Raw genomic sequence first — 17,831 nt, 5'->3', positions numbered from 1 at the left:
TTGTTTAGATTGGATATTTTAGTATTTCCTTTTTTAATACTTGGCACGTTTCTAAGGAATGATTCAGTTCAGTTATATTTTTAAGTTTAACTTCTTAGCAACACGTTCTCCGTAGTCTTTATCCGCTTTGTAGAATTGTTCTACTTGACGTTTTTTGATTTCTTCATTTTCAACAAGAGATAACGATGCAACAATGTTATCTGTTAAACGTTCTTTTTCTTCTTCAGAGAAAATATTGTACAGGAGACCAGGTTGGGTATAAAAATCATCGTTGTAACTATAATTACCTACCTCTCCTGTGACTTTGTAATTTGTAGATTTAGCTTGTTCATCTTCTACTGTTCCATCAAAGCTATTTGGCTCATAGTTTATACTTCCATTTACATTTTTATATGCCATAGAGCCATCTTGTTGGTGATTATGAACTGTTGCTTTTGGAGCATTTATTGGAAGTTGGGCACTATTCGCACCAACACGGTATCTATGAGCATCACCGTATGCAAATAAACGACCTTGTAATAATTTGTCTGGTGATACATCAATACCAGGTACAGTGTTACCAGGAGAAAATGTGGCTTGTTCTACCTCAGAAAAGTAATTTTCTGGATTACGATTTAATGTCATAATCCCAACTTCAACGAGAGGATATGTTTTTTGTGATACAGTTTTTGTGACATCAAATAGAGTCTCTTTCATATTTAATCCCTCTTCAAAAGGAATGATTTGAACATAGAGTGTCCAAGAAGGAAAGTCACCATGTTCGATAGCATTTGATAAATCTTCAATATGATAATCTGGATTTTCACCCGCTAATTTTGCAGCTAATGAAGAATCTAAGTTTTTGACACCTTGGTTTGTTCTAAAATGGTATTTAATAAAATATTTTTCACCTGTTTGATTTATCCATGTGTAGGTATGGCTACCATAACCATGCATATGACGAAACGTTGCAGGAATACCACGATCACTCATTAAAATAGTCACTTGGTGTAATGACTCTGGCGATAGAGACCAAAAATCCCACATAGCAGTCGGGCTTTTTAGATGGGTTCTGGGATCGCGTTTTTGTGTATGTATAAAATCTGGAAATTTTAGAGGATCGCGGATAAAAAAGATTGGTGTATTATTTCCTACTAAATCATAATTTCCTTCTTCCGTATAAAATTTAATTGCAAAACCTCTAGGATCACGTAATGTATCAGCAGCACCTAATTCTCCAGCTACCGTTGATAATCTAATAAACATGTCTGTTTCTTTACCAACTTCTGATAAAAAATTTGCTTTTGTATAATGAGAAACATCATTTGTTACTTTAAAAACACCGTGAGCACCCGCTCCTTTTGCGTGGACAACACGTTCAGGAACACGTTCTCGGTTAAAATGTGCTAATTTTTCCAATAAATGAACATCTTGAATTAAGACAGGACCAAATTCCCCTGCAGTTAAGGAATTTTGATTATCTCCAACATGTGCCCCATGAGATGTAGTTAAATAATTTTCATTCATTTCAATGACCCCCTTCTTATTTCTTAACGCTAATACTATGTATAAGTAAAAAGAATGTCAAAGATTCTAACTTACGATGATATAATTTGTTGTTCATAACCATTAGAAATAGGAAATAATGAAGTAATTAAATCATTATTGTTTTTATAGTTTGGAAATAAAAAAACCTTGAATGGCTTAACCATTCAAGGAAGGAGTTGTTTTTATTTACTTTGGAGGAGTAAATAAAATGAAAAAGTTTGTTAGGGTTGTTTTGTTGGTACATTCATATAATATCTATAATTTGTGAATTTTTTGTTAATAAATAGTGTAATAATTATAAACATTTGTTAAATTCACCATTATTACAATAGACATCAGATAATAATAGGCTGATACATTAAAAATATTATTAATTTTATTAGTTACTTAAATGATGTATAGTGTAGATATGATACATAGTACTGTGAGGAATGTGAGTATGGAGAATAATTTAATGGAGAGATGGTTAGATTATACCAATCAGCATAATAAGCTAGAAAAGAAATTAGAAAATACACTAAAAAGAAAAGTGAATTTATCATTAAATGAATATTATGTTTTATATTATTTGGGAAAGACACCTAGCCACTGTATTAAATTGATTGATATAAGTAAATATTTTAATTTAAGTCAAAGTGCGATGTCTAGAATGATGGTTAGAATGGAAAGTGAAGATTATGGTATGATAGAAAGAAAAACGTGTCTAGATGATAAACGTGGTATATATATCCATCTAACAGAAAAAGGAAAAAATATGTTGATTGAAGCTGAGAGATATATAGAAATTATCCTAAATGAAAGTTTATGATTAAGTCATTATGCTTGCTCATAGACTTTTTTTATTATAACATACGATTCATAAAATGCGTGCGCATGCATTTATATAAAATTTTATGAAAGGTGAGGATCATGTTGAAGAATTTTACTGATAGTGTAACATTTAAGCGAGGATTAACATTAAAAAATAGATTGTTTATGGCCCCAATGACAACTAAGATGTCTTTTTACGATGGCGTTATTACGACGGATGAAGCAAATTATTATGGTTTGCGTTCAGGTGGCGTGGGAGCAGTAATCACAGCTGCGGCTAATGTTCAAGAAGATGGTAAAGGATGGGAAGGCGAATTGGGAGTTTATGACGATAGACAGATTCCTGGTTTGAGTAAACTTGCAAGTAGTATTAAAAAAAATGGTACCAAGGCTATTCTACAAATCTTTCATGCTGGAAGAATGACTGATTCTCAGATTTTGCGTGGTACTCAACCAATTTCAGCAAGTAGTATAGCTGCAGAAAGACCAGATGCGGAAATGCCACGTGAAATGACTGAAAGTGATATTTTACATTTAATCGATAGCTTCAAGCAAGCTACAACTCGTGCAATTAAGGCAGGATTTGATGGAGTTGAAATACATGGAGCAAATACTTATATTATTCAACAATTTTTCTCACCACATTCTAATCGACGAAAAGATGAATGGGGTGGTACATTAGAAAAAAGATACCATTTTATTGATGCTATTGTTGATGAAATAATTGATACAGTTGATCAATCAGATGTAGAAAATTTTATTATTGGGTATCGATTCTCACCAGAGGAGTTTGAAAATCCTGGTATTAAATTTGAAGATACGTTGTTCTTAATCGATAAATTATCTAATAAAGGATTGGATTATCTTCATATTTCTTTAAATGATTATAATCGTAAATCTATTTCTCCTTTTTATCAGGATAAATCGATGCTTGAATATGTTTATCAAAAAATAAATAATAGAGTCCCTTTAATTGGAATAGGTGACGTGAGAACTTTAAAAGATGTCAAAAATGTTCTAGCGAATGCTGATTTTGTAGCAGTTGGCCGTTCTATGATTATTGATCCTCATTGGGCACAAAAAATATTGGATAATAAAGAGTCTCTTATTAGAACGTCTTTATCTATGTATGATAGGGAAGAATTATTTATTCAAGATGGGTTGACTGAATTTCTTGAATTTATGATGCCTGAAAGATTAAAAGAATGATGAGATGCCTCATCATTCTTTTTTTCTACAATAGATTTATTTATTTTTTGATAAAAAAATAGACCTAACAGGATTTTGTCGTACGTTTCACGCTGGAGTATTTTTTGTTTCTCCAATCATTCTTAAACACCTGTTAGGTCTTATTCAGTTAATAAGGAAGATTTCAAATTCCCACGCCTTTCTATCTTGTTTAAACTGTAATTCACTTACATGTGTTTCTGTTTACATGTCAACCAGTTACAAATCTTTTAAATATTACCTTTCTCATTTAAAGCTGATAAAATCTAAATATCTTGTTAACTAATTGTGGGAATTGTAGTTCCTTATGTGCTTATAATAACCTATTTCTAAATAAAATGCAAACGTTTTCAATTATTTTGTTCAAAGAATTATTAATTATTTTAACAAGAGAAAAACAGGAGCTTCAAGTCACTCCTGTTTTTTGTTCGATAAATAATTGTTAGGAAGGCTTAGTTAAATTGACGACATCCAACTAGAGTGGGATGAGGGTCAAAATCTTCAGATAATATTGGCATGTCTGTAACTATTTCTGTCGCATTGTGTCCTACAATATGAGCCACAACAATTGCAATGGCAACAACTATCATCATAATCATCCACCTCCTAAAATTAAAAATAGCCCTAACCAAATAAAGAGGTTAGGGCTTGAAAGAACGAACATATTTTAAGTAATATGTTGAGCTTTAGCACTATGCAACGTAAAGAAAAATCTTAGCTATCTTATGAAAAGCCTTAACGACAATTCCTGTTCTACCCATTGGTGTCTCTCGACGTTTTTGGGCAATAGCCTGTGTTTGCATAGGAGCCTCACCTAACAAAATTCATTTATCGTATTTTATTTTAACAGAATATAATGAATTGTCAATTTTTAACTTGTTTTATGAGTAAGAAAATCGTAATGGGAATCGTGATGGAAATACTAATCCCGCTAAAAATAATCGCAACCCATTCTGTGACAATTAATTTACTGTTTACCAGTTGTGTTAGACTATAATTCAAATCAAATACCCAAATTAATAACGCAAACTGACTACCTATAGCCGCGAAAATGAGGGTATTAATTGTTGGTCCTAAAACATCTTTGCCCACTGTTAGACCAGAAGATTTCCATTCAGAAAGAGACAGGTCAGGAAGTTGTTCTTTAATTTCAATCATCGATGAGGTAATTGAAATAGCAATATCGTTAATAGCGCCAACGACAGTCATAAGAAGGACAGCTACACTCAGATCAATAAAAGATATTCCAATATGTAACGAGTACATATCCATTTCCATCAATCCTTCAAGAGGGATTCCTTGAAGATGCAATAAGGAAGTGGTAAAAAATATCGGGAAAACCATGAGTAAAATAATGAATGTACTACTTAAAAAAGCTGACTTTGTTGAAGGGTTAAACCCATTAATATTAAATAGATTATTTGCACTGATTAAAATAGAGGTTATAACTGTCAATATAATTGGAGAAAAGCCCAAGTTGATTCCTAAAATCATGAAAAATAGCATCGCTAAATTAATCCCCAATGTAATTAATGTAAGTAATCCCTTTTTTTTTTGAAAAAACCATAATAACAAGATAAGAACTAGAAGTAAGCCTAAGTTAACACTCATGTTCATTCCTCCTTGTTAGAAAAATACTTGCAATGAAACTGGTAATGGGGATAGTTAAGACAATCCCAATGCTTCCAATTAATGCACGAGTCACTTCGAGCGAGAGAGAGATAGGAAACGTATAATTAAAGGACATACCATTTCTTAAAAAAATAAGGATTAAAGGAATGGATCCACTTAAATAAGAAAAAAACATAATATTAATCATTGGACCAATGACATCAGATCCAACTTGTATCCCTGATTGATACAATGTTTGAGGGGTTAATTGCTTATGTCTTTGACCGATTTCATTCATGGCAGTACTGAGTGTAATGGAAATATCCATTGATGCTCCCATCGTCCCAATTAATAAACTAGAGATGAAGAGAGCATGTTGGGGACGAGTAATCAATTCCATTTCTTCATAACGAAGTCCTTTATGTTTTAATAAAGTGATTACGCCTACTCCAATGATAAAAGTCACTAGTGTGCTACAAATTGTTGCTAAAATAGAAATATTAGTTTTTTGATTCCAACCATTTGAAATAATTAACGTACTAGACACAATGATAGGAAAAAATAGTAAGCAAAGCCACACAAGAGATTGACTAGAAATCTGTTCATAAATGATTAATAAGCAGTAAAAAAGACCAGTATTTATTATAAGTCCCAGTAGAGACATAACCCCATTTTTTCTTCCTATAAGTATCAGTAAAAGAACAAAACAAAACATCATGATAGCCAAACCTGTGTCTCGTTTAGTATCGAGAATGGTAGTTTGTGACATGTTACTATCCTTGATAGATAGAAATACTAACTCGCCTTTTTTATAATCTTGATCCTTAATTTTTGATTGACTAAAGGTATTTGAAAGAGTTAGTTTTTTTCCTTTATATTGAGAGGATAATACAATTAATTCTATCTTTTGAGTTGTTAGAACGTCTTTATTTTGATGTTCATCAATAGTGTCTTGTTTATTGCTTGTTTCAATTTTAGTAATTTTCCCTAAAGGTTCATGGTATTGATTATATTGCAATGTTTGATAAATCCACCAAATATTTAAGGTTAAAAGGATGGCGGCAAAAAAGCGCCATAGATATTTTTGTAACAAAGTAGACCTCCTTATAAATCAAACTATCATAATTATAGTCATATTATGATAGTTTTTCATTAGAAGACTAATGATATTTATTATTTATTAATTATTTAATCATTTTATAATAAAAAGTAATGAATATAACTTTCTAAGAATAATTCTCGAAAGAGTTAAATAAAAAAGAATATAAGGTGTCACTATTGACAGGGAGAAGTTGATATTAAGTAGATGAAAATGGAACTATTTGTATTTAGAATTAAGTAGCAAGATTCTAATAGATTTACTTAAGTATATTAAAAAATCACAAAATATAGATTTGTGATTTTTTAATTAATTTAGTTTTTTTATATAATAAGTGAGTGCAAATAGATTCACTAATTCTCCTAAAATAATAGTTCCAGAAATAATCAGCTTGGAATTTTCATTTAGCAATGATACCAATAAAATAGCCAATAAAATAATTAAAGTCACTAGGGACATAATGATGGAAAATTGAAAATAGTGTTTATTTGTTTGCTTCATGATAGGCTTTAATGGTGTCTGATTGTCTGTTAGGAATAGGTCATCCAAGGAAAAACCTAATAGTTTTGCAAGTTCTACTAAATCATTTATATCTGGATAGAGAGTACTATCTTCCCACTCTATAATAGTATCTTTTGTAACGTGTAATTTTTTCGCTAATTGATCTTGGGTTAGTTGTTTTTCAATTCGTTTACTTGTAATAATGGTTCCTAAGTTCATATTATCTCACTTTCCTTTAATTTATTTTTCCAATGGAGTGAAGTGGAAAGAAACGATAAATCATTTTTCCCACAATATCGCGTTTATTAATACAACCAAAATGTCTACTGTCGATTGAATTTCCTCTATTATCACCCAAAACAAAAAATTCATTACGATTTAATTTATAAGAAAAATCTCCAGTATGTACTCTGTTTTTTAAATCAAAGGGTTCACTTACTTGTTTATTATTGATAAAAAGTTGTTTCTTTTTATAGCAAACAGTTTCACCAGGTAAACCAATAATACGCTTAACATATTGTTTGTCTTCGCCAGTTAGTTTATTGCTGTTAAAGATAATAATATCAAATCGTTTGGCAGAGTTACTTTTAAGTACTAAACTACGATCATTATGTTGTAAAGTATAATTCATTGACTCGCCGGACACCTTAGTTGAGGAAATAAAAAATAATTGTAGCAATAGAATAAAAAAAATACTGAGTAATAATAGTATATTATCTTTTAGAAGTTTTTTCATGTTTGACCTCCTTTTATTTATTATAATGTAATATCAAAAAAAGTACTATGTTATATAGTCGTATAAAGGAATGAACAATAGATATGATTAGAAAAATATTAGAAAAAATAGATAAAAAAGTAGGTTGTATCATTAGGTTGTGATATAATATAGTGGTATAAAAAGGAGGTTTTAATTAATGAAAAAATTAGTATCACTTATTTTTACTTTGTTAGTAGTCATGTTGCCGATTACAGCGAATGCTGCTGGAGCAATCTCTACTGATGAACAACGTATATTAGATTCTTTGAATGCAGGTATTACGACTAAAGAAGGCCAACGTTTTTTCTTTTCGGCAACTGATATTCAGCAAGCTGAAAATGATTTAAAAACCAATGATTATAGTGCTACAACTGTTAATACTGTAGTTGGTCATATTGAAGCGGCTAAACAATTAGCTATTGATAATTCAGCAGGTATTCAAGCAACAGGTTTGGAAGATTTCTTAAAACAGTTACCTAAAAATATACAGAATCAAATTCAAAATCATATTTTAGAAGCAGCAAAAGCACTAGGTTTATCTGTGGATAGTAAAGGAAATGTTACAAATAATGCTGGACAAAAAGTATTTGTTGCGACAACAAGTAGTAATCCAGTTGTAAAAACAACCGGTATTTCACTAACTAGTGCCATCATGACAATTGCTAGTTTAGTGGCATTAACAGTAGCGACAGGTTTCTTGTCAAAAAGAAGAGGAGCTAGTTGTTAATGAATAAAAGAGTACTGGCATATGTTTATATGCCAGTACTCTTTTTTATTTCTGCCTATGTCATTTTATTATTATTATTCTTGCCATTTAGAGAGACAGTTGACTTATTTGTCAGTGCTATTAGCATTACAGAAAAAGCAGAAAATAAAAAAGTTAGTTCTATCTTTGATGAAGCTAAGCAAAAAAATATTACATCTGTAAAAAATAAAATCCCTTCGAGTCAGATTGAATATCCTAGTCTAGGAACGGAGTATGGGATAGTTAATATAGATAAATATAATGTTCAAGCAAGATTAATTTATGGTGATTCTCAGGAAGATTTGAGAGAAGGAGTAGGGCAATTTAATGGGAGTGTTTTTCCTGGTGAAGAAGGAACGACACTTATAGGTGGTCATAATACGGCAGATTTAGCAGCCTTAGGTGGAGTTGAATCAGGTGATACAATTACTATTAAAACAAGTTATGAAACGTATCAGTACAAAGTAACTCATAAAAAAGTTGCTCGATTTGACGATAAGTCTGCTATTGAAACCCTCTATAAAAAATCAGATAATAATCAATTAATTTTATACACGTGTTATCCGATAGATATGATTGGTTTAACTGATAATCGATTGTTTGTCTATGCTGAACGGATTTCTGGAAAAATGATTGACCAAAACCAATAGAGAAAGGATGTTTAGATGAATAAAACGATAAAGCATGTCTATCAATTTTTGCTAACATTACTTTCTGTATTATGTTTATTGATTGCTAGTGAGATACTGATTGCAAAACCATTTTTGCTATCTTCAAATCATTGGATAAAGGTAGCTATGGAAAGTGATTATACTAAAAGTTTAACTGATTCAATTAATCAATCGATTCAAGATATCGGGATGGCTAGTGGCATAAAACAGGACGGATTAAATCAAATAGTATCACAATCGGAAGTGACAAAAGATTTTGATCAATTTATAACTAAGGCGTTCAAAGGCGAATCTTATGAAATAAAACAAGAGGTAGTTGAATCAAGGCTAAAGACCGCGGTAGAAGAGTATGCTAAAAAAGAAAATAAACCTATTACAGCAGAAAATCAAGTGTCTGTCGACCAATTCATTACAAAAAGCATCGAGATTTATAATGGAAAAATTCATAATAAAATTATTTCAACAATTGGTTTACGAGTTAGTTTAATCAAACGATTAACTACAATAGTTTTGATTGTGTCGCTTATCGTATTGTGTTTATTAATTTTATGTTTGTACTTTGCAAGCGGTCGATATAAGCATGTGTTTGTAAGAAATATTGCCTATGTGATAACGAGTACAGGTTTGTTACTTGTATCTTTTACCGTTATTCTATCAATGAAAAATCCACTGACTTATTTATCGATTATTGACGATCACATGAAAGTATGGATTGTAGAAAGTCTTAAATTACCAATGCTAGTACAAGTTATAGTAAGTCTAGTATTTTTAATATTAGGTATTTTATTAAGTGTGTATTCTTATAAAGAATATAAGCGTTTAGAGAAACGTGGGTTTAGACGGAAATAACAAGTAATGGAAGAAATAGAAAAAATCCAACCAGGTTAACGGTTGGATTTTTTTCTACATGTGTATAGGTGATCAGCTATATAGCTAAATTCATATAATGTCAAGGAGTGGAATGCTAGATGCAAAAAATGATAATCATAGGTTCTCCTGGTACAGGAAAAAGTACCCTAGCAAAAAAATTAGCTGATAGTTTAATAATAAAATTGTATCATTTAGATAAATTGTTTTGGAAACCACAATGGAAGATGAGCACAAAGGAAGAGCAACGAGAGATATTGTATGATATAGTCAAACAGAATTCTTGGATTATTGATGGAAATTATAGTAGTACGTTAGATATTCGGATAAAAGAAGCAGACACCATCATTTATTTAAAACGTTCAAGAATGACTTGTTTGTATCATGTGTTTAAGCGTTTTATTAGTTATCGTGGAAAAACTCGTCCAGATATGCAAGAAAACTGTCCAGAGAAATTAGATCGGGAGTTTATCAGATGGGTCTGGCAATTTTCAAAAAATCATGAGCCGTTGATAGAGGAGTATCTTAAGGATTTGACTAGTGAACAAACTTTAATCAAATTAACGAACTCAAAAGAAATCGATGATTTCTTAAATTCTTTAGAAAGTATGTGACGAAAATGTTATTAATTAAACCAACAACTGAATGGGAAAAAGAGATATTAGATTATAAAACAGAATTTTTAAGTCAATCAGGTGTTAATTGGATAGATGGGGCAAGTGGGTTATCTAATTTTACCAATATACAAGATTGGATAGAACATCTTGTATTATACGAATCCAACGAAACAATTCCTAATCCAGATTTTGTCACGGGAGAGCAGTATTTATTTGTTAGAGAAACAGATAAAAAGATTATAGGAATGATTCACTTTAGACATGAGTTGAATGAGTATTTGTTTCATTTTGGCGGACACATTGGTTATTCAGTCGCTCCGTCTGAAAGAAACAAAGGTTATGGAAGCCGAATGCTTAAAGAGATGTTACTTGAGAAGAAAGAAAGTCCTATTAAAAAATTACTCATCACTTGTAATGATGATAATATTGGGTCAGCCAAAGTAATTGAACATAATGGTGGCATACTTGAAAATAAAGTGTTGGATGAATCAGATGGTAAGTTAGTCAGAAGATATTGGATAGATAATTAAAAGACAGCAGAAGATAAGGTAATTTATCTCTGCTGTTCTATTTTTTTTATGATGTCAGATAAGACCTCTTTTATTGGTCTCTCATCATTCATTATTTTATCGTCTTGTGGAAAAGCATTGAATGCTTCTATTATCTCATCGACTTTACTCTCACCCCATTCAATTAATGCTTTAGGACGTTCTTGGAGTCTTGAAATAATAGTTTCTTTTGGCACATCGAGTTGAATATGACAAACTGGTATATTTTCTTCACGTAACTTTCCAAGAATCTCAGAAACAGCTTCTGCTTTGTAAATCGTCATAGGTACAATGATATCTCCATCGTATTCTTGATAAATTTTTTTAAGTAGATAAACATTCCACTGACGCCATTCAGGATAATATTGAAAATCATTTTTTTGCATACTGATTGGTAAGTTTGAACGAAAAATATCACCAATATTTTCTGGATCATACAAAAAGGAAGGTTGAATTTGTTTAACTAATTCAGTCGCCACTGTTGTTTTACCTGCGCCAAATGCCCCATTTATCCAAATAATCATATATTTTTCTCCTCGTTGTTTGTTTGGATAACTATATCATGGAAAGAAAGGAAATATCTAATTCTTTTTTCATCCAAAGGAATAGATGATAACACTTCGTCATCAGGACTGACGATATGGAGTGTATCAATGCCATTAAAGAATTCTTTATCATATGGAATGATGATGCTTTCTTTGTGTTTAAAAGATCAGTCAAAACTATATCCAAGTGTTATTTATATCACGCTACTTTCAGTATCTTTACTAGACATATAAGATGACATGATACGATAAAATGGATATTTTCACTTAAATATCTCCATTACTAAAAACAGTTATAAGGTGAATTTTCGAAGAAATATCAGTATTTCTGACTAATCTATAGCCCGATATGCCAAAAAAATTAATTAAAATAATAAAAGTAATTACTAATCTAACTATCTAATTTTTTGGTTGATGAGTTCTCATATTAGTATCATTGAAATTTGTTTAATCATTATTTCTTTCCTTTCTATAGGTTTTCTAAGACAATATTTAGTAATTAACTCATAGAAACAACGATTTATATATTTGGATAAGTTCTATCAACTTTCTTACTGCCAATAGTAGGATGAGAGCTATTTTTATCACTTCTAATATTTATAAGAGTGTTAAGTTGTACTTAAATTACTATATTTGATAAAATTTATGATATTGAATTGTAGTTTATCTTTATCTAGATTGGAGTGTTTTTTTATGCCTAATGATTTTGAATATGAAGAGATGTTGAATGGTGAATTATATGTATCAAAACATATTTTAGAAGAAAATAAATCACTTAACGGAAAAATAATTGCTCAAAAAATAAATATGGAGCCTATAGAAAACCAAGATAGGATTAAGCAATTAGTAAAAGAGTTGTTTGATTCAACTGGGGACAATCCTCATATACTTCCGCCTGTTCATGTAGGATATGGCAGACATACAAAAGTAGGCGATAATTTTTTTGCTAATATGGATTGTATTTTTTTGGATGTTAATCAGATAACTATTGGAAATAATGTGATGTTAGGTCCAAGAGTAGGGTTATATACAGCAGGTCATCCAATTGATCCAGATATTCGTATTGAAAAATTAGAATTTGGGTACCCAATTACAATTAAAGATAATGTGTGGGTAGGAGCAAATTCAATTATCCTACCTGGAGTAACAGTTGGTAAAAATGCGGTTATTGCCGCAGGATCGGTAGTAACAAAAGATGTTCCTGATAATACAATTGTGGGGGGAAATCCTGCTAAATTAATTCGTGAAGTTAGTGAAAAAGATAAAAAAATATGGAATCAAAAAAAGAAAGATTACCATGATAAAAGAAATTTGGATTAATGTTTGATGAAAGATAATAATGGTAGTTAGATTTGATAAAGTAGGAAAATGTATTTTCTTACTTTATTTTTAATATAATAATGTTTTTTACTTTTTATTTATTATACAAAGTATTCTTTTTTATCGTTTAAAGTGTTATAATTACGACATAACGATTGTGAATTTTTGAGCAATGAGGAGGATGAAGTATGAAAAAAAGCATTATAAGGGTTTGGATGATTTTTGTAACTTTGTTTTTATTCTGTATGGGTATTGTAACTGTTGCGAGTGGTCAGTCATTTCCAGAAGGGGGAGATATTTATTCAGATTTGGGCCCCAATTTAGGTGAGTTGGGTATAGCATCTAAGTTTCATGCTTTTGCTGAAAATAGTGTTGAAATAGGAGCACATGTTAATGGTAATATTGCTTGTAATAATTTTTATGCTAACTCGAATTTTGGAACGGATATTCGTGAAGGAACATTGAATCAAGAAATAGTATACTTAAATAAAGTTCATAGTATTGTTAGTTCTTCATTTATTAACGAAAATGATCAACGGTCTACAAAATTTGTAGTTGGAAAAGATAATAAGTTAGATATAGTAGATAATGGTCGTTATGTGTCTCTTAACGGGATCAAATTGGATCACGTACCGATTTCTTCTATTTATCAGGATCACAATAAAGAATATATAGATTTTCAATATGAATTTAATAGATTAGAACAAAAAGCATCATATTTTTATACGTTAAGTAAAATATTTTTAGATAATAATAGTTTTGAAGATAAAAACATAAGAAAATTTATAGTCCCCGAAATTAAAGAAGATACCGTTTTTATAAATATTAAGAGTGAGTTATTAGAGAGTAATACTCCTTTTCAAATTATTAATCCTTACAACAAATTAGTCATTATAAATGTTACAGGGGAAGTCAATAAACTGAATGTATTGTCTAAAATAGAATATAACAATCGTAGTAACCATGAAACAGAGGATTTTTCAGATGCTAATTTGATATGGAACTTTGGAAATAATATTACAGGTTTAAATATAGAGGCCCCTTTTTTAGGGACTGTTTTGGCTCCAAAGGCAGATATAAATGTGGATAAAAATCTTGATGGTAGTATAATCGGGAAAAATATTAAAATAAATAGTGAGACTCATCGATGGGATCCAAACCCAATTTTTCCAATATTTGGAGCAGTACGTTTGATCAAAGAAGATGGGTTAACGCATGAGGTATTATCTGGGGCCAAATTTAGTTTGTATACGGCCGCGGGTGAGGAAGTGGCGAGTGAATTGACCACGAATGCGAAAGGCATTTTAAATTATGAGGGCTTATCTGTGGGGTCGTATTACTTTGTGGAAACTCAAGCCCCAGAGGGGTATGAGTTAGACACGAGCCCTCAACGATTTGCGATTAAAGCAGGTGAAACCAGTGAAGTGACTGAGATGAAAATGAGCAATCAAAAGACGGCGGAAGAACGTGGGGCCGTTCGATTGATCAAAGAAGATGGGTTAACGCATGAGGTATTATCTGGGGCCAAATTTAGTTTGTATACGGCCGCGGGTGAGGAAGTGGCGAGTGAATTGACCACGAATGCGAAAGGCATTTTAAATTATGAGGGCTTATCTGTGGGGTCGTATTACTTTGTGGAAACTCAAGCCCCAGAGGGGTATGAGTTAGACACGAGCCCTCAACGATTTGCGATTAAAGCGGGTGAAACCAGTGAAGTGACTGAGATGAAAATGAGCAATCAAAAGACGGCGGAAGAACGTGGGGCCGTTCGATTGATCAAAGAAGATGGGTTAACGCATGAGGTATTATCTGGGGCCAAATTTAGTTTGTATACGGCCGCGGGTGAGGAAGTGGCGAGTGAATTGACCACGAATGCGAAAGGCATTTTAAATTATGAGGGCTTATCTGTGGGGTCGTATTACTTTGTGGAAACTCAAGCCCCAGAGGGGTATGAGTTAGACACGAGCCCTCAACGATTTGCGATTAAAGCGGGTGAAACCAGTGAAGTGACTGAGATGAAAATGAGCAATCAAAAGACGGCGGAAGAACGTGGGGCCGTTCGATTGATCAAAGAAGATGGGTTAACGCATGAGGTATTATCTGGGGCCAAATTTAGTTTGTATACGGCCGCGGGTGAGGAAGTGGCGAGTGAATTGACCACGAATGCGAAAGGCATTTTAAATTATGAGGGCTTATCTGTGGGGTCGTATTACTTTGTGGAAACTCAAGCCCCAGAGGGGTATGAGTTAGACACGAGCCCTCAACGATTTGCGATTAAAGCGGGTGAAACCAGTGAAGTGACTGAGATGAAAATGAGCAATCAAAAGACGGCGGAAGAACGTGGGGCCGTTCGATTGATCAAAGAAGATGGGTTAACGCATGAGGTATTATCTGGGGCCAAATTTAGTTTGTATACGGCCGCGGGTGAGGAAGTGGCGAGTGAATTGACCACGAATGCGAAAGGCATTTTAAATTATGAGGGCTTATCTGTGGGGTCGTATTACTTTGTGGAAACTCAAGCCCCAGAGGGGTATGAGTTAGACACGAGCCCTCAACGATTTGCGATTAAAGCGGGTGAAACCAGTGAAGTGACTGAGATGAAAATGAGCAATCAAAAGACGGCGGAAGAACGTGGGGCCGTTCGATTGATCAAAGAAGATGGGTTAACGCATGAGGTATTATCTGGGGCCAAATTTAGTTTGTATACGGCCGCGGGTGAGGAAGTGGCGAGTGAATTGACCACGAATGCGAAAGGCATTTTAAATTATGAGGGCTTATCTGTGGGGTCGTATTACTTTGTGGAAACTCAAGCCCCAGAGGGGTATGAGTTAGACACGAGCCCTCAACGATTTGCGATTAAAGCGGGTGAAACCAGTGAAGTGACTGAGATGAAAATGAGCAATCAAAAGACGGCGGAAGAACGTGGGGCCGTTCGATTGATCAAAGAAGATGGGTTAACGCATGAGGTATTATCTGGGGCCAAATTTAGTTTGTATACGGCCGCGGGTGAGGAAGTGGCGAGTGAATTGACCACGAATGCGAAAGGCATTTTAAATTATGAGGGCTTATCTGTGGGGTCGTATTACTTTGTGGAAACTCAAGCCCCAGAGGGGTATGAGTTAGACACGAGCCCTCAACGATTTGCGATTAAAGCAGGTGAAACCAGTGAAGTGACTGAGATGAAAATGAGCAATCAAAAGACGGCGGATAGAATTATTGTTAAGGACAAAAAAAATATCAGACGACAATTACCAAAAACTGGAGATAAATTTGATATAGAATTAATTTATATTGGTTTTTTATTACTATTATCATGTGTGATGTTATTTTGCCTCAATTAATATAATATTTTTATATAAGATATAAATAATAAAAATATCTATGTGATTACTATTTACCAAGAATTAATTGGAAATTAGTAATCACATTTTTTATTCATGGTTTTAGCTATATTAGAAATTATATGAAACAGAAAAATGTATGTAGTGTGTTATGTAAAAGAAATTATTTTATCAAAAATAGCTTCTTTTTATATAATGATGATAAAAATTTGGTATTTATAAGAGAAATTGTTACGAGTTATTGAGCTTTTACACTAGAATATAGAAGAAAAGTAATATAAAATATATGTTAAATTCAGACAAGGCATAGGAAAATTAAGACTAGAAAAGTTTAAAAAAGTATCGTGAAGCGTTTTTTGATGTCAAAAAAGATACGGGTGAGGGATTTCAACAACGAACTCTTTATGTATTAACGTAATATTTGTATGATTATGTTATGAATAAGGAGCAGAATTTTTTAAAGAATGCAAAAAAGATAGAGGAAATATGCTACTTACTTGTTAATGACTATCATCGCTTAGCGCAAGGGATGACTGATATTATTCAAATTTGTAAAAATATTGTATCTGAATAATTAAATAATTAGATGATTAACAGAGTATGAGTGATTAATTTGACTCTTAAGCGGATACATGACATACTGTGTGTGGAATAAATCAAATACATAACCGTCACAAAGGGGAGCCCTTCAAGCTGAGAATGAGTCTAAACTCTAAACCCTCGAACCTGATATTGTTAATTCAATCGTAGGAATTGTGTGAAGTGGTAGCAAGTAAGTACTGCTCTTTTGTTGATTGGTCACGTATGAATCAATAATAGGAGGAGTTTTTTTATGTCTAAAAGGTCAAGAATTATTTTAGAGGGGACGATCGTTGCCGCATTATCAATGGCATTATCGTTTATTCCATTAAATATAGGGACAGGATTTTCTGTTTCCTTAGGAATGATTCCCTTAACATTATATGCATTACGTCGTGGAACTGTACCGGGAATATATGCTGGGTTAGTTTGGGGCTTACTACATTTTTTAATGGGACAAGTTTATTTTTTAACCGTCTCTCAAGTTATTATTGAATACATTTTTGCTTTTGCAGCGGCTGGTTTTTCTGGCTTGTTTAGTAAAAAACTACAAGCAACTTTGAAAACTAATTCATCAAATGCTTGGAGATATGTTGTTTCTGGAACATTTGTTGGTGTGTTAGCGCGTTACATTTTTCATTTTATTGCCGGATTTATCTTTTGGGGTAAATATGCCATTTGGGGATTATCCCCAGTGACGTATTCATTAGTAGCAAATGGGATAAGTGGTTTACTGACTGGTGTTGTGACAATGGTTATTTTACTATTAATCTTGAATAAAAATAAAAGCCTATTTATGCCACAAGATAATTAATCTATTTGAAGAAACACTCTTTAATAAAGGGGTGTTTTATTTTTTGTTTTAAAAGTGGTAAACTTAAACAAATACATCGTAGCTAGGAGCATCTTATGAGACAAATTTAGACCATTTCACTTAGTGTAAATAATTTAAACAGGTGATGAAATTATTCACCTAAGTGAAAGTAGAAAAAATAATGAAAAATATTCCTCAAGTGACAGTTACATAACAAAAAATATCCTCAGAAAAAATTGCATCAGTTTATTC

18 protein-coding genes and 2 riboswitches are annotated in these 17,831 nt (G+C 32.2%); of the genes, 11 read left to right on the top strand and 7 right to left on the bottom strand.

Features of this window, described 5'->3' with window-relative positions; genetic code table 11:
* Positions 1 to 72 precede the first annotated feature (72 nt).
* The gene (locus G314FT_RS01595) at positions 73 to 1,506 is read right to left on the bottom strand and encodes a catalase (RefSeq protein WP_257701807.1); all 1,434 of its coding nucleotides are present in this window, start codon (positions 1,504 to 1,506) and stop codon (positions 73 to 75) included.
* Between the two features lie 475 nt (positions 1,507 to 1,981).
* Here G314FT_RS01595 and G314FT_RS01590 point away from each other — a divergent pair, with 475 nt between their 5' ends.
* A complete protein-coding gene (locus G314FT_RS01590; RefSeq protein WP_257701806.1) occupies positions 1,982 to 2,335 on the top strand; it encodes a MarR family winged helix-turn-helix transcriptional regulator in 354 nt (117 codons plus the stop codon).
* Between the two features lie 104 nt (positions 2,336 to 2,439).
* Positions 2,440 to 3,546: an NADH-dependent flavin oxidoreductase gene (locus tag G314FT_RS01585; protein ID WP_257702476.1), complete on the top strand. Its 1,107-nt coding sequence runs from the start codon at positions 2,440 to 2,442 to the stop codon at positions 3,544 to 3,546.
* 470 nt (positions 3,547 to 4,016) lie between these two features.
* Here the strand turns inward: G314FT_RS01585 and G314FT_RS01580 are convergent, their stop codons facing one another.
* From G314FT_RS01580 to lepB, 5 genes are all read right to left on the bottom strand, one after another.
* The gene (locus G314FT_RS01580; protein WP_257701805.1) at positions 4,017 to 4,157 is read right to left on the bottom strand and encodes a hypothetical protein; all 141 of its coding nucleotides are present in this window, start codon (positions 4,155 to 4,157) and stop codon (positions 4,017 to 4,019) included.
* A gap of 71 nt (positions 4,158 to 4,228) precedes the next feature.
* A riboswitch (M-box (ykoK) riboswitch) is annotated at positions 4,229 to 4,393 on the bottom strand.
* Between the two features lie 35 nt (positions 4,394 to 4,428).
* Positions 4,429 to 5,175: a YibE/F family protein gene (locus G314FT_RS01575; protein WP_257701804.1), complete on the bottom strand. Its 747-nt coding sequence runs from the start codon at positions 5,173 to 5,175 to the stop codon at positions 4,429 to 4,431.
* A complete protein-coding gene (locus tag G314FT_RS01570; RefSeq protein WP_257701803.1) occupies positions 5,165 to 6,268 on the bottom strand; it encodes a YibE/F family protein in 1,104 nt (367 codons plus the stop codon). Before G314FT_RS01570 ends, G314FT_RS01575 begins: the two co-directional genes overlap by 11 nt.
* 315 nt (positions 6,269 to 6,583) lie before the next feature.
* On the bottom strand, positions 6,584 to 6,994 hold the full coding sequence (locus tag G314FT_RS01565) for a helix-turn-helix transcriptional regulator (protein ID WP_257701802.1): 411 nt from the start codon (positions 6,992 to 6,994) through the stop codon (positions 6,584 to 6,586).
* Between the two features lie 16 nt (positions 6,995 to 7,010).
* Positions 7,011 to 7,511: a signal peptidase I gene (lepB, locus tag G314FT_RS01560; RefSeq protein ID WP_257701801.1), complete on the bottom strand. Its 501-nt coding sequence runs from the start codon at positions 7,509 to 7,511 to the stop codon at positions 7,011 to 7,013.
* Between the two features lie 178 nt (positions 7,512 to 7,689).
* Between lepB and G314FT_RS01555 the strand changes: the two genes are divergently transcribed.
* From G314FT_RS01555 to G314FT_RS01535, 5 genes are all read left to right on the top strand, one after another.
* Positions 7,690 to 8,259: a hypothetical protein gene (locus tag G314FT_RS01555; protein ID WP_257701800.1), complete on the top strand. Its 570-nt coding sequence runs from the start codon at positions 7,690 to 7,692 to the stop codon at positions 8,257 to 8,259.
* On the top strand, positions 8,259 to 8,927 hold the full coding sequence (locus G314FT_RS01550; RefSeq protein ID WP_257701799.1) for a class D sortase: 669 nt from the start codon (positions 8,259 to 8,261) through the stop codon (positions 8,925 to 8,927). The genes G314FT_RS01555 and G314FT_RS01550 overlap by 1 nt, the downstream gene beginning before the upstream one ends.
* Before the next feature lie 15 nt (positions 8,928 to 8,942).
* A complete protein-coding gene (locus tag G314FT_RS01545; RefSeq protein ID WP_257701798.1) occupies positions 8,943 to 9,797 on the top strand; it encodes a hypothetical protein in 855 nt (284 codons plus the stop codon).
* Between the two features lie 119 nt (positions 9,798 to 9,916).
* A complete protein-coding gene (locus tag G314FT_RS01540) occupies positions 9,917 to 10,429 on the top strand; it encodes a DNA topology modulation protein (RefSeq protein ID WP_257701797.1) in 513 nt (170 codons plus the stop codon).
* Positions 10,430 to 10,434: 5 nt separating this feature from the next.
* Positions 10,435 to 10,962, top strand: a complete 528-nt coding sequence (locus G314FT_RS01535; protein WP_257701796.1) for a GNAT family N-acetyltransferase — start codon at positions 10,435 to 10,437, stop codon at positions 10,960 to 10,962.
* A 23-nt stretch (positions 10,963 to 10,985) separates the two neighbouring features.
* Here G314FT_RS01535 and G314FT_RS01530 read toward each other — a convergent pair whose 3' ends face one another.
* Positions 10,986 to 11,504, bottom strand: a complete 519-nt coding sequence (locus G314FT_RS01530; RefSeq protein ID WP_257701795.1) for an ATP-binding protein — start codon at positions 11,502 to 11,504, stop codon at positions 10,986 to 10,988.
* Positions 11,505 to 11,633: 129 nt separating this feature from the next.
* Between G314FT_RS01530 and G314FT_RS01525 the strand changes: the two genes are divergently transcribed.
* From G314FT_RS01525 to thiT, 4 genes are all read left to right on the top strand, one after another.
* Positions 11,634 to 11,759, top strand: coding sequence for a hypothetical protein (locus tag G314FT_RS01525; RefSeq protein WP_257701794.1), 126 nt, complete (start codon positions 11,634 to 11,636; stop codon positions 11,757 to 11,759).
* Between the two features lie 459 nt (positions 11,760 to 12,218).
* Positions 12,219 to 12,845: a sugar O-acetyltransferase gene (locus G314FT_RS01520; protein WP_257701793.1), complete on the top strand. Its 627-nt coding sequence runs from the start codon at positions 12,219 to 12,221 to the stop codon at positions 12,843 to 12,845.
* A 188-nt stretch (positions 12,846 to 13,033) separates the two neighbouring features.
* Positions 13,034 to 16,186, top strand: a complete 3,153-nt coding sequence (locus G314FT_RS01515; RefSeq protein ID WP_257701792.1) for a SpaA isopeptide-forming pilin-related protein — start codon at positions 13,034 to 13,036, stop codon at positions 16,184 to 16,186.
* 667 nt (positions 16,187 to 16,853) lie between these two features.
* Positions 16,854 to 16,956: riboswitch (TPP riboswitch) on the top strand.
* A gap of 62 nt (positions 16,957 to 17,018) precedes the next feature.
* Positions 17,019 to 17,579 carry an energy-coupled thiamine transporter ThiT gene (gene thiT, locus G314FT_RS01510; RefSeq protein ID WP_257701791.1) on the top strand — a complete coding sequence of 187 codons (561 nt, stop codon included), beginning with the start codon at positions 17,019 to 17,021 and terminating at the stop codon, positions 17,577 to 17,579.
* Positions 17,580 to 17,831 lie beyond the last annotated feature (252 nt).

It is taken from the genome of Vagococcus luciliae (assembly GCF_024637875.1).
GTDB classification, from domain to species: Bacteria; Bacillota; Bacilli; order Lactobacillales; family Vagococcaceae; genus Vagococcus; species Vagococcus luciliae.
This window is presented reverse-complemented; position numbering and strand designations above follow the sequence as displayed.